Origin of the sequence: Kitasatospora sp. NPDC091276 (assembly GCF_040684355.1) — a bacterium.
In the GTDB taxonomy this organism is placed as follows: domain Bacteria; phylum Actinomycetota; class Actinomycetes; order Streptomycetales; family Streptomycetaceae; genus Kitasatospora.
The window spans coordinates 87028-99754 of sequence record NZ_JBFBFU010000005.1 but is presented as its reverse complement, the minus strand read 5'-3'; the positions used below and the strand labels follow the sequence as shown (position 1 = coordinate 99754).

General features: G+C 74.7%; 11 protein-coding genes. 7 read left to right on the top strand and 4 right to left on the bottom strand.

The window, feature by feature from the left end; genetic code table 11:
- Nucleotides 1-10: 10 nt before the first annotated feature.
- Nucleotides 11-1591 carry a phosphonate degradation HD-domain oxygenase gene (locus tag AB0O19_RS08075; protein WP_363618620.1) on the bottom strand — a complete coding sequence of 527 codons (1581 nt, stop codon included), beginning with the start codon at nucleotides 1589-1591 and terminating at the stop codon, nucleotides 11-13.
- 253 nt (nucleotides 1592-1844) lie between these two features.
- Nucleotides 1845-2930: an aminotransferase class V-fold PLP-dependent enzyme gene (locus AB0O19_RS08070; protein WP_363618618.1), complete on the bottom strand. Its 1086-nt coding sequence runs from the start codon at nucleotides 2928-2930 to the stop codon at nucleotides 1845-1847.
- Nucleotides 2931-3027: 97 nt separating this feature from the next.
- Between AB0O19_RS08070 and AB0O19_RS08065 the strand changes: the two genes are divergently transcribed.
- From AB0O19_RS08065 to AB0O19_RS08035, 7 genes are all read left to right on the top strand, one after another.
- Nucleotides 3028-4119, top strand: coding sequence for an amidohydrolase family protein (locus AB0O19_RS08065; protein WP_063349565.1), 1092 nt, complete (start codon nucleotides 3028-3030; stop codon nucleotides 4117-4119).
- A gap of 104 nt (nucleotides 4120-4223) precedes the next feature.
- Nucleotides 4224-4901, top strand: coding sequence for a uracil-DNA glycosylase (locus AB0O19_RS08060; RefSeq protein ID WP_363580545.1), 678 nt, complete (start codon nucleotides 4224-4226; stop codon nucleotides 4899-4901).
- A 184-nt stretch (nucleotides 4902-5085) separates the two neighbouring features.
- Nucleotides 5086-6159 (top strand): SCO1860 family LAETG-anchored protein, encoded by a 1074-nt coding sequence (locus AB0O19_RS08055; RefSeq protein ID WP_363618615.1) that lies wholly within the window; start codon nucleotides 5086-5088, stop codon nucleotides 6157-6159.
- A gap of 220 nt (nucleotides 6160-6379) precedes the next feature.
- Nucleotides 6380-7402 (top strand): glutamine synthetase, encoded by a 1023-nt coding sequence (gene glnII, locus AB0O19_RS08050; RefSeq protein WP_363618613.1) that lies wholly within the window; start codon nucleotides 6380-6382, stop codon nucleotides 7400-7402.
- Between the two features lie 217 nt (nucleotides 7403-7619).
- A complete protein-coding gene (locus tag AB0O19_RS08045; RefSeq protein ID WP_363618611.1) occupies nucleotides 7620-8717 on the top strand; it encodes an LLM class flavin-dependent oxidoreductase in 1098 nt (365 codons plus the stop codon).
- A 49-nt stretch (nucleotides 8718-8766) separates the two neighbouring features.
- On the top strand, nucleotides 8767-9297 hold the full coding sequence (locus tag AB0O19_RS08040) for a hypothetical protein (protein WP_363618609.1): 531 nt from the start codon (nucleotides 8767-8769) through the stop codon (nucleotides 9295-9297).
- Entirely contained in the window at nucleotides 9294-10085 is a 792-nt protein-coding gene (locus tag AB0O19_RS08035) for an MOSC N-terminal beta barrel domain-containing protein (protein WP_363618607.1), read from the top strand. Before AB0O19_RS08040 ends, AB0O19_RS08035 begins: the two co-directional genes overlap by 4 nt.
- Nucleotides 10086-10132: 47 nt before the next feature.
- On the opposite strand, the gene cobC is transcribed toward AB0O19_RS08035, so the two are convergent.
- Together cobC and AB0O19_RS08025 are read right to left on the bottom strand one after the other, a co-directional pair.
- On the bottom strand, nucleotides 10133-11179 hold the full coding sequence (gene cobC / locus AB0O19_RS08030) for an Rv2231c family pyridoxal phosphate-dependent protein CobC (protein WP_363618605.1): 1047 nt from the start codon (nucleotides 11177-11179) through the stop codon (nucleotides 10133-10135).
- Entirely contained in the window at nucleotides 11176-12552 is a 1377-nt protein-coding gene (locus tag AB0O19_RS08025) for a cobalamin biosynthesis protein (protein ID WP_363618603.1), read from the bottom strand. Before AB0O19_RS08025 ends, cobC begins: the two co-directional genes overlap by 4 nt.
- Nucleotides 12553-12727: the final 175 nt, after the last annotated feature.

Genomic DNA, 12727 nt, shown 5'->3' with positions numbered 1-12727 from the left:
GCGCCGCCGGTCACTTCATCAGTGCGGTGAGCAGCGGGCGGTAGTGCTCGAAGCCGGGTGTCGGCGCCCCGGCCGTCTTCGCCTGCTCGTCCCAGCGGCGGACGGCCACCGCGTCGGCGGCGCCAGGGAGTTCGGCGAACGCGGCGGCCTGCCGCTCGTCCATCGGGCCGCCCTGGACGGTGAGGGTGTACTCCGAGGCCTCGGACAGTCGCTGCCGGTAGTCCGGCTCCACCGCGCACAGGTAGCGCTTGGCGGCCACGTGCAGCCGGACCGGCTCGGTCACCTCCGGGCCGAACCACCGTGCCAGCCAGTCGGCGCCGGTGTCGCCGTGCCGATTGTCCTGACCCTCCATCAAGTCCCTTCCGTGCAGCGCTCCCTGGAAGTGGCCGACGTCGTGCAGCAGCGCGGCGGCGACGAGGTGGTCCGGCGCCCCGGCCGCCTCGGCGGCAGCGGCGGCCTGGAGCATGTGCTCGGCCATGGTGACCTCCTCGCCCAGGTACTCCCCGGCGCCCTCGCCCGCGAACAGCCCGGCGACCGCGTCCAGCGCGGCGGCGCGCCGGTGCAGCACGGCGAGGGTGCTGCCCAGCGTGTCCAGGTCGGCGTAGCAGCCCTGGAGGTGGCGGTGGCCGTCCTGCTGGAAGGCCGTACGGGCGTGCAGCAGCCGGGTGTTGTCGAAGATCAGGCAGTCGCCGCGGTCGAGGCGGAAGGTGAGCTGCAGCTCGGGGCGCAGGGTGATCGCGGCGAAGCGGCGGTACGCGGCGTAGAAGGCCGTCAGTTCGGCGGAACTCCCGCGCAGGGTGCCGATCGAGCGGTTGTTGAACCGCACCTCGCGGATCCGGCCCAGGGCGTCCACCTCGATCAGCGGGCGGTCGGCGCGCAGTTCGGTGCGGCGGTCGCGGAAGACGAACGGGACGGGCGTGCGGGTGAGCGTCTCGAAGTCCGCCGGCGCCTCCTCCCGGAGGACCGCCGCCGCCCGGAACCCGTCCACCAGGCCGGAGTCGCCGCCGGTCGCGGAGTTCTCCAGGCAGTGCAGGAGCTGGAGCGTCGGCACCGGGTCCCGGTACGGGTTGTCGGTGTGCGGCGCGATCGCGACGCTGGTGAACGCCAGGTTGTTCGGATCCGGCTCGACCCGGACGTCGAACAGCTCCCCGTAGTTGGTGACCCGGACGTAGCCGAAGCTCTCGGCCACCGCGAGGACCTGCCGCTCCACCGCCGGCACCCCGCGCAGCACCGCGAAGCCGCTTCTGCGCACGGCGGTGAGGACGGCGGCCTGCTCGGCGGGGTCGGACAGGTACGCCTCCCACCGTGCCTCGGGGATCCCGCGCGCGAAGTCCGCCGCCACCCAGAGCCGCTTGCCCTCCTCCGTCCGCCCGTCGCCGTCCCGCTCGGCGCCCAGCCACTCCAGCGGGTACCGCGAGCGGTGCCCGTCCGACCAGAGCACCTCCAGGCCCCCGTCGGTCTCGGTGCTCGCGGCGACCGCCAGGTCCTGCGGCAGGTCGTCGATCTGGAACAGTTTCTGCCCGTTCCGGGGGTCCCGGCACTCGGCGCACGGGCAGTTGTCGCGCAGCCAGTACGGCGGCAGCTCGGTCACGGTGGTCTCCTCCTCGGCGGCGTCTCGGGTGAAGTTGTATAGCCAACTTCACCCCTGGCCGGAGCCTGCCGGTCCCCGGTGAGATCGGCGTGCCGCGCAGATGAACGCTGCGGGAACTGTGCCGGGAGCCCGTGGCCGAAACCCGCCGTGCCGTGCGCGGCCAGGCCCTGTCCGGGGGAGGGACGGAGCGGCCCCCGGGACCGAGTGTCCCGGGGGCCGCTCCGCGTGCTCGGGCCTTGACGGCGCCGTGGTGTCAGTCCTGGACAGTGGCCGTCCAGGCGGCTTCGGCGGCGGCCAGGGCCGGGGCCGGGTCCGTGTCCGTCGCGGTGGCGAGGGCGGTGAGGCAGGCGTGGACGGTGGGCAGGGCGGCGGCGGGGCCGTAGTGGTTGACGCGGAGCATCGAGGCGGCGAGGGGGCCGCCGCCGGGCTGGACGGGGAGGGCGGGGTCGAGGCGGGCGGCGAGCTCGGCCGCGTGCACGCCGGCCGGGGTGCGCAGGGTGGTGGCGACCGGGGCGGCGTGGGCGTCCTCGGTGACGAACGGGGCGAGGGTGCCGAGCGCGCGGGCGCCCGCGCGGGTGGCGGCGGAGGCGGCGCGGTGGCGGGCGATGACGGCGGGCAGGCCGTCGGCGCCGATCCGGTCGAGGCAGGCGCCGAGGGCCAGCATCTCCAACTGGGCGGGGGCGTGCGGGAGCACGGTGCGCCCGGCGTCCGTCCAGCGCTCCTTCCAGTCGAGCAGGGACAGGTAGGAGCGGCGCGGGGCGGCCGGGTTGGCGGCGATCCGTTCCCAGGCGCGCTGGGAGACGGAGACGGCGGAGACCCCGGCAGGGCCGCCCATGGCCTTCTGGCCCCCGATGACGCACAGGTCGACGCCCCACTCGTCGGTGAGCAGCGGCTCGGCGGCGACGGAGGCGACCGCGTCGAGCATCAGCAGGGCGCCGTGCTCGCGGACGGCGGCGGCGATCCCGGCGACGGGGTTGGTGTTGCCGGTGGCGGCCTCGGCGTGGACGAGGGAGACGAAGTCGACGGCCGGACGGGCGGCGAGGGCGTCGGCGACCTGCTGCGCGCTGACCGCGCTGTCGAAGGGGACGGCCAGGTCCACGACCTCGACCCCGCAGGATCGCAGCCAGTTGCCGAAGGTCTGCCCGTACGGGCCGGTGACGACGTTGAGCGCGGTGGAGCCGGGGTGCGCGGCGCCGCGGATCGCGGCCTCCAGCGGCAGCAGCGCCTCACCCTGGGTGACGATGACGTCCGCGGTGGTGTGCAGCAGTGCGGCCACCTGGTCCTCGATCGCCGCGAACTCGGCGGCGCTGAGCGGGGGGAGGTCGAGGAAGGGACTCACGGTAGCGGCCTTTCGGGCGTGGGGTGGTGGGTGCCGGAACGAGTCTGCCGCATCTTTGCTGCTTACAGGGAACACCCCCGTCGGTAGAGTGCGGGCCATGAGCGATGGCGCGGTGCTGCACGTCCGGGGTCGGGTGCTGGTCGGTCCGGAGGACGTCCGGGACGAACTCTGGGTCGTGGACGGCCGGGTGAGCTTCACCCGCCCGCCCGGCGCCGAGGACGTCCGGACGGTGACCGGCTGGGTGCTGCCCGGCCTGGTGGACGCGCACTGCCACGTCGGCCTGGACGCGCACGGCGCCGTCGATGCGGAGACCAGCGAGAAGCAGGCGCTCACCGACCGTGACGCCGGCACCCTGCTGATCCGCGACGCCGGCTCGGCCGCCGACACCCGGTGGATCGACGAGCGCGAGGACCTGCCCCGGATCATCCGCGCCGGGCGGCACATCGCCCGCACCCGCCGCTACATCCGCAACTACGCGCACGAGATCGAGCCCGGCGACCTCGCCGCGTACGTCCGCGCGGAGGCCCGGCGCGGCGACGGCTGGGTGAAGCTGGTCGGCGACTGGATCGACCGCGAGCGCGGCGACCTCGCCGCCTGCTGGCCCGGCGACGCGCTGGCCGAGGCGATCGCGGCGGCGCACGAGGAAGGCGCGCGGGTCACCGCGCACTGCTTCGCCGCCGAGTCGCTGCCGGACCTGCTGGCGGCCGGCATCGACTGCATCGAGCACGCCACCGGACTGACCGAGGAACTGATCCCGGCCTTCGCCGAGCGCGGCGTGGCGATCGTCCCGACGCTGGTCAACATCGCCACCTTCCCGGGCCTGGCGGCCGGCGGCGAGGGCAGGTTCCCGGCCTGGGCGGCCCACATGCGGCGGCTGCACGAGCGCCGCTACGCCACCGTCGGCGCCGCGCACGACGCCGGCATCCCGGTGTTCGTCGGCACGGACGCGGGCGGCTCGCTGGCGCACGGGCTGGTCGCGGAGGAGGTGGCGGAGCTGGTGAAGGCGGGGCTGAGCCCGGCGCAGGCGCTGTCGGCGGCCAGTTGGGGCGCGCGGGAGTGGCTGGGGCGGCCGGGGCTGGAGGAGGGGGAGTCGGCCGACTTCGTGGTGTACGGGGAGGACCCGCGGGCGGACGTCCGGGTGCTCGCCGACCCGCGGCTGGTGGTGCTGCGCGGCCGGCCGGTGGGGTGAGCGGGTGACCCGTCGTGGTCGGCCGCCGGGCCGGACGGCTCCGGGCTCGTGTGCATGATCATCCGCTGAACGCACTGTCGGTGTAGGCCGATAGGGTGGCCACCATGGCACCGCGTCCACTGAACGAGATCGTCGAGCCCGGTTGGGCCACCGCCCTGGAGCCCGTCGGCGGGCGGGTCGCCGCCATGGGCGACTTCCTGCGCGCCGAACTGGCCGCCGGCCGTACCTACCTGCCGTCCGGGCCGAACGTGCTGCGGGCCTTCCAGCAGCCCTTCGCCGACGTGCGGGTGCTGATCGTCGGCCAGGACCCGTACCCGACGCCTGGCCACGCCGTCGGGCTCAGCTTCTCGGTGGCGCCGGAGACCCGGCCGATCCCGGCCAGCCTGATCAACATCTTCCAGGAGTACGGCAGCGACCTCGGCCTGCCCCAGCCGTCCAACGGCGACCTCACCCCGTGGACGCGGCAGGGCGTCCTGCTGCTCAACCGCGCGCTGACCACCGCGCCGCGCAAGCCCGCCGCGCACCGGGGCAAGGGCTGGGAGGAGGTCACCGAGCAGGCGATCCGGGCGCTGGTGGCGCGCGGCGGCCCGCTGGTGGCGATCCTGTGGGGGCGCGACGCCCGCAACCTGAGGCCGCTGCTCGGGGACGTCCCGGCGATCGAGTCGGCGCACCCGAGCCCGTACTCGGCGAGCGGCGGCTTCTTCGGCTCGCGGCCGTTCAGCCGGGCGAACGAGCTGCTGGCGCGGCAGGGGGCGCAGCCGGTGGACTGGCGGCTGCCGTAGCAGACCGGGGTCAGTAGCAGACGTCAATCTCACTCCAACGAGTGAAATGACGTTCTGTGTGACTCCTGTGACGGACTGTTCGAGAAGACTGGCGGCTCACCGTTCGGAACGCCGGCCCCTCCCCGCCTGTCGCGGGTGACGTCTGGGCGCGCTCCGGATCAACAGCACCTGTGGGGGTACCGCCATGTCTTCTCGTTCCACCAGTTCCACCAGTTCCACCAGTTCCACCAGTTCCACCGGCTCCGCCCGTTCCGTCCGCCGAACCGCTTCCGCCGCCGCCGTGGTCGCGGCCTGCACGCTGCTCACCGTCCCGCCCGCGTACGCCGCCCCGGCGGCCACCGCGTCGCCCTCTCCGTCGTCCGCCGCCTCGCCCGGCAAGGCGCGCGCCGTCACCGCCGAACTCGCCCTGGACGTCAGCCTGTTGAACAAGGCGGTCGACGTCCCGGTGGACCTCGCGCTCAACAAGGTGGAGACGCCGGCCCAGCGCGAGGGCTCGCTCCTCACCGCCAAGGTCGACGGCGTCGACCAGCAGGGCCCGGTCACCCTGGTCAAGGCCGACATCGGCACGGCCGTGACCCGCATCGACGCCAAGGGCACCGCCGCCTCCGTCAAGCTGGTCAACGCCGACGTGCACGCCCCCGGCCTGCCCGCCACCACGCTGATCGGCCTGGAGGCGATGAGCGCCGAGGCGACCTGCCCCGTCGACGGGCAGCCGACCGCCGACGTCGTCGCGCCCGCCAGGCTGACGGTGCTCGGCAAGCCCGTCACCATCGGCCTGTACGGGCCGACCAAGGTGGACGTGCCGCTGATCGGCAGCGTGTCGGTGGAGCTCTCCAAGAAGAGCACCACCTCGACCACCGCCGCCGCCTCCGCCCTGGAGGTCCAGGTGGAGGTGAACCCGCTGAACCTGAACGTCGCCAAGGTCACCGGCAAGATCACCGTGGCCTCGGTGAGCTGTGAGAAGCCCTCCGCGCCGGCTGCCGTCGCGACCCCGACCCAGGCCCCGACGTCGCCCGCGCCGACCGGCACCGCCGCCACCGCCCAGCCGGTCGCGGACACCACCACCCGCGCCGTCGTCCCGCAGGCCGCCACCGAGAAGCCCGGCCCGTCGGAGAAGCCGGCCGCCGGCCTCGCCGCGACCGGCGGCAGCAGCGCCACCGGCCCGCTGGCCGCCGGGGCCGCCGCCCTCGTCGCCGGCGGGGCCGGCGCCCTGTGGGCCACCCGGCGCCGCCGGGCCGCGCACGCCCGCCGGCACTGAGCCCCGGCCCCTCGCGGTGCGGGAGCGCCACCCGGGGTGCCACCTCGGCACCCCGGGTGCCACCCCGCCACTCCGGGTGTCGCCCTGGCACTCCCGCACCGTCACCGTGCCATCACGGAGGGTTGGTTCACATCCGCGTTACACGAGAGGAACAACCGGGAAACGGCGGCTTGCGACGCTACGCGGGCACCCACCACCCAGCAATGCGAGGTACACCGCCGTGGCAATCAAGGCCGAGTACATCTGGATCGACGGCACCAAGCCGACCGCGAAGCTCCGTTCCAAGACTCGGGTCCTGCCCAACGCGGACAAGATCCCGACCTGGGGTTTCGACGGCTCCTCGACCAACCAGGCGGAGGGCCACGCCTCGGACCGCGTGCTGGACCCGGTGAAGGTCGTGCCGGACCCGATCCGCGGCGGTGACAACATCCTCGTCCTGTGCGAGGTGCTGGAGACCGACGGCACCCCGCACAAGTCCAACACCCGCGCCCTGCTGCGCGAGGTCGACGAGAAGTACGCGGCCCAGGAGTCGATCTTCGGCATCGAGCAGGAGTACACCTTCTTCAAGGGCTCCCGCCCGCTCGGCTTCCCGGAGGGCGGCTTCCCGGCCCCGCAGGGCGGCTACTACTGCGGCATCGGCGCCGAGGAGGTCTTCGGCCGCGAGATCGTCGAGCTGCACCTGGACCGCTGCATCGACGCCGGCCTGGCGATCTGCGGCATCAACGCCGAGGTCATGCCCGGCCAGTGGGAGTTCCAGATCGGCCCGGTCTCCTCGCTGACCGTCTCGGACGACCTGTGGATCGCCCGCTACCTGCTGTACCGCACCGCCGAGGAGTTCGGCATCGACGCCACCCTGGACGCCAAGCCGGTCAGGGGCGACTGGAACGGCGCGGGTGCGCACACCAACTTCTCCACCAAGGCGATGCGCGAGGGCTACGACGCCATCATCACCGCCTGCGAGTCCCTCGGCGCCTCCCAGGACAAGGTGCTGGAGCACGTCAGCCAGTACGGCGACGACATCCAGTCCCGCCTGACCGGCAAGCACGAGACCGCCCCGTGGAACGTCTACAGCTACGGCGTCTCCAACCGCGGCGCCTCGGTCCGCATCCCGTGGCAGGTCGAGGTGGAGCAGAAGGGCTACATCGAGGACCGTCGCCCGAACGCCAACATCGACCCGTACGTCGTCACCCGCCTCATGATCAACACCTGCTGCGAGGCCCTGGAGAAGGCCGGCCAGGTCTGATCCGCCCCCGCTCCGCACCGGCCGCCGGTCCTCCCGTACGAGGGAGGGCCGGCGGCCGTCGTCGTCGGGCATAATCGCTCGCATGACCGCTTCCGCCCGCCGTGTCCTCGTGCGACGTCTGCACGTGGACCTGGTGCGGGTGTGCGCGGCCGCGTGTTGCCGGTGAGTGTCTCCGTCCTCATCCCGCAGGCAACCCGGCGTAGGAGTGTGTCCGTTCATGTCGCTCGTGTTCCACTGGTTCCTTCCCACCAACGGTGACAGCCGGCAGATCGTCGGGGGTGGTCACGGGTCCACGCCGGGGGTGGCGGGGGCGGACCGGCCGCCGAGCCTGGGGTACCTGGGGCAGGTCGCCCGCAGCGCGGAGCAGTTGGGGTTCGAGGGGGTGCTGACGCCGACCGGGGCGTGGTGCGAGGACGCCTGGCTGACGACGGCGATGCTGACGCAGGTGACGGAGCGGCTGAAGTACCTGGTGGCGTTCCGGCCCGGGCAGATCAGCCCGACGCTGGCCGCGCAGATGGCCGCGACGTACCAACGACAGTCCGGCGGAAGGCTGCTGCTGAACGTGGTGACCGGCGGGGAGTCCGCCGAGCAGCGCGCCTACGGGGACTTCCTGGACAAGGACGCCCGGTACGCGCGGACCGGGGAGTTCCTGGACATCGTCCGGCGGCTGTGGGCGGGCGGGACGGTCGACCACCACGGGCCCCATCTGCGGGTCGAGCGGGCCCGGCTGAACCGGCTGCCGGAGCCGGTGCCGACGGTGTACTTCGGCGGCTCGTCCCCGGCGGCCGGCGAGGTCGCGGCGCAGTCCGCGGACGTCTACCTGACCTGGGGCGAACCGCCCGCCCAGGTGCGGGAGAAGGTCCGCTGGATCCGCGAACTCGCCGCCGCCCGCGGGCGGGTGGTGCGGTTCGGGATCCGGCTGCACGTGATCACCCGGGACACCGCCGCGCAGGCCTGGGCGGAGACCGAGCGGCTGCTCGCCGGAATGGATCCGGGGCACGTGCGCCGGACCCAGCGGGCGCTCGCCGAGAGCGAGTCGGAGGGCCAGCGGCGGATGCTCGCGCTGCACGGCGGATCGGCCGAGCGGCTGGAGGTGTACCCGGGGCTGTGGGCCGGGATCGGCCTGCTGCGCGGCGGCGCCGGGACGGCCCTGGTGGGCAGCCACCGGGAGGTCGCGGACCTGATCACCGAGTACCACGAGCTGGGGATCGACGAGTTCGTGCTGTCGGGCATGCCGCACCTGGAGGAGGCGTACTGGTTCGGCGAGGGCGTGCTGCCGCTGCTGGCCGCCCGCAACCTGTGGCACCGGCCGTGAACCCGCAAACCGCTGGTCAATCCGCCGGGGCGGCCGGAGAATTCACGGCATGACGCTGCCCCTGCTCCTCCTCGACGTGGACGGACCGCTCAACCCCTACGCCGCGCCGACGACCCGGCGGCCGGAGGGGTACGACACCCACCGCCTGCTCCCGACCTGGTGGGCGGACCGGCAGGCGCACTACTCCCACGCGCGGGCGAAGCCGCTGCGGGTGTGGCTGAACCCGGCGCACGGGCCGGAACTGCTCGGCCTGCCGTACGAACTGGTGTGGGCCACCGGCTGGATGGGCGAGGCGAACACCCACATCGGCCCGAACCTCGGACTGCCCGAACTCCCCTACATCCAGTGGACGGACCTGTTCGGGGAGGACCCGGACGGCCTGCACTGGAAGACCCGGGACGTGGTCGCCTGGGCGGACGGCCGCCCGTTCGCCTGGGTGGACGACGAACTGGGCCCGCAGGACACCGCCTGGATAGCCGCCCACCACCCCGCCCCGGCACTCACGTTCCACGTCAACCCCCGAATCGGCCTGCTGGCCGCCGACTTCGCGGCCCTGCGCGAATGGGCGGTCGCGGCATGAGGATCGGGACGGTCGAACGGCTGCGGCGCTACCCGGTGAAGTCGCTGCTGGGGGAGGAGCTGGCGGCGGTCGGGGTGGACGGGCGCGGCCTGGAGCGGGACCGCGGCCGCGCGCTGCTCGACCTCGACACCGGGAAGGTCGCCAGCGCCAAGAACCCGCGGCTGTGGGCGGGCCTGCTCGGTTACACGGCGGCGACCACGGCGGGCGGCGTGGTGATCACCGGACCGGACGGGCGGTGCGTGGACGAGGAGGAGCTGTCGGCGGCGCTCGGCCGCAAGGTCGCCCTGATCGCCGAGCGCCCGCCCGGGGCGACGATCGAGCGGGCCGTGCCGGAGGAGGTGCTGGCGCACGGAATCGAGGCCGAAGTCGACGTCACCGTCAACGAGTTGGGCCGGGCCGCGCCGGACGGCGGCTTCTTCGACTTCGCCCCGCTGCACCTGGTCACCACCTCGACGCTGGCCGCGACCGGCGCCGAGGCGGAGCGCTACCGGCCGAACCTGGTGATCCGCACCGAGGGCGAGGGGTACGTCGAGAACGCCTGGGTGGGGCGGGAGTTGGCGATCGGGCCGGTGCTGCGGCTGCGCGTCGTGGTGCCCACGCCGCGCTGCGCCGTCCCGACCCTGCGGCACGGCCCGCTGCCCCGGAGCACGTCCGCCCTGCGCGTCCCGGCCGAGCGGAACCGCCTGGTCCCGTTGGAGGGCATGCCCGCGCTGCCCTGCGCGGGGGTGTACGCGCAGGTGCTGGTGCCCGGCCGGGTCGCGGTGGGGGATGCGATCAGGCTGGACTGAGGAGGGGTCGGGGCGGCGGTCAGGCGGGGTCGGGGCGGTGGCGGGGGTCAGGCTGGGCCGAGGACGGCGGCGAGGGCGTCCAGGAAGCGGTCGGTGGTGGCCTCGTCCCGGACGGCGATCCGCAGCCACTCCTCGCCCAGCCCCGGGAAGGTGTCCCCGCGCCGGACGGCGAAGCCCCGCCCGCGCAGCCGCTCCCGGACGGCCGCCGCCTGCGGCAGCCGTACCAGGACGAAGGACGCGGCCGGCTCGCCGTACACCCGAAGAGTCGGGAAGGCGGCCAGGCCCTTCAACAAGTACGTCCGCCACAAGGCCAGTTCGGCGGCGGCTGCCTCCGCCTCGGCCAGCGCGGCCGGGCCGCTGCACGCCTCGGCGGCGGCCAGCGCGGGGGTGGAGACCGGCCAGAGCGGCTGGGCGGCGCCGAGTGCGGCGATCAGTGGTGCGGGCCCGAGGACGTAGCCGATTCGCAGCCCGGCCAGGCCCCAGGTCTTGGTGAGGCTGCGCAGGACGACGACCTGGCCGGGCAGGTCCCGGACCGGGGCGAGGGACTCGCGTTCGCCGGGCACGGTGTCCATGAACGCCTCGTCGACCACCAGGGTGCGTCCGGGGCGGGCGAGTGCGGCGACGGCGTCGGCGGGGTGCAGGACGGAGGTCGGGTTGGTGGGGTTGCCGAGGACGACCAGGTCGGCCTCCTCCGGGACGGCCCCCAGCCGGAACCCGTCCTCGGGGGACAGCAGCACCCGGTGCACCTGGTGTCCGGCGTCCCGCAGGGCCGCCTCCGGTTCGGTGAACTGTGGGTGCACGACGACGATGTGACGTGCCGTCAGGACGCGGGCCAGCAGGACGAAGGCCTCCGCCGCCCCCGAGGTGAGCAGCACCTCGTCGGCCGGCCGCCGGTGCCGGGCGGCCACCGCGGCGCGGGCGGCGCCCTGGTCGGGGTAGGCGGCGAGGTCGCCGAGGGTGGCCGCGAGCCGGTCGCGCAGCCAGGCCGGGGGTGTGCCGGTGCGGACGTTGACGGCGAGGTCGACCAGGCCGGACCCGTCGGCGCGCACCTCGGCGTCGCCGTGGTGGCGCAGGTCGGGTTCGGGGGCGGTCACGCGGGGTCTCCTTGCGGGTGGGCGGGCACATCGGGGGCGAGCGGATGCAGGGGCAGCCCCGGGACGCGGTGGATGTCGTACGGGCCCGGCGGCACGCTCAGCGCCGCGCCGTCGCCGAGGGCGACCAGTGCGACGGCGTGCCCGTGCGCGGCCAGGTCGACAGCCAGGTCAACGGCCGCGTCGGCGGCCAGGTCAACAGCCGGGTCAACGGCCGCCCCGGCGCCGTCGTCCGTCGCGATCCGCCTGGTCCCGGGCCGCAGCAGCTCGGCGACCGCCTCGACCGCGCCCGGCGCGCCCACGACCGCCGACGCGCGCCGCAGTTCCGCCAGCGCGCGCGGTACCAGCAGGTCGTGCGCGCCGGGCCCGAGCCCGACGACGGCGAGGCGTCCGCGGACCGCCGCCCGGGCGATCGCGACCGTCGCCGCGGCGGACTTCCGTTTGGTGGCGACGAGTTCGCCGCCCGGGGCGCTCGCCAGGGCGGCCGCCTCGGCGACGCTCGCGGTGCCGACGGCGGCGCCGACCAGGTCCGACGGGTTCGGCACCGCCACCGCGGCCAGGGCCGCCGCCGGGTGCTCGTCCACCGGCACCCCGCCGAGGCAGAACGCGGCCCAGCGCACCTCCGGGTGGTCCGCCTTGCCGGCCACCGTCGCCAGCCGGGCGATCGAGGCCCGGGCCAGGCCGTGTTCGGCCAGGGTGTCCGTGATCAGCCGCATCAGCTCGGAGTCCGTGGCGCCGCCGCCCGCGCCGACCCCGACGACCAGGGTGCGCGGGTGCACGAGGAGCACGTCCTCGGCGGGGTGGGTGCGGTCGGTGACCCGCAGGACGGGGGCGTCGGCGGGCGCGTCGGGACGGGCGGAGGGCGGCAGGGCGGGCAGCGGGTACGCCAGGTCGCTCTCCAGCCGGACCGGTCGGCCCTCGGCGAGCGCCTGCGCGGCCGCCGAGCCGCGCGGCCCGCGGGTGGACGTCGACGCGTGCCCGGCCAGGTGCGCGAAGGGCGGGGCGGTGGCCGGGGGAGGGCCGCTGGCCAGGACGGCCCGGACACCGAGCAGGGCGGCGAGTTCCTCGGCCAGCTCGTCGGCGCCGCTGTCGCGCCCGGTCAGCGGGACGGCGTAGCGCAGGTTCAGGTCCAGGCTGACCAGGCCGGGCCCGCCGGGGCGCAGGTGCGAGCCGTCGATCAACAGCCGCACGGTGGCCGCGACCGGCGCGAGGCAGACCACCAGGTCGTCCCGGCCGAGGGCGTAGTCCAGGGCCTCGGTCGGACCGAAGCAGGCACTGACCACCGCGGTGTGGACGCGGGTGGTCTCGGGCCAGGCGGCGTGGATCTCGTCGGCCAGCAGGCGGCCCGTCCCGTTGAGGGCGACCAGTCCGATCACGTCCCGCTCCTTCACCCAAAGCCCCGCGATCCCCGCGCACGAGCATCCGCGATCCCGCCACAAGGGCCCCCGTGATCCCACCACGCCCGGTCGGAACGGGTCAATCGGGGCGGTTGTGACGTGGACCGCCGACGGGCGGCAGCTGTTCGTCTGTTCTTCACTTGTCTTGTGCGGT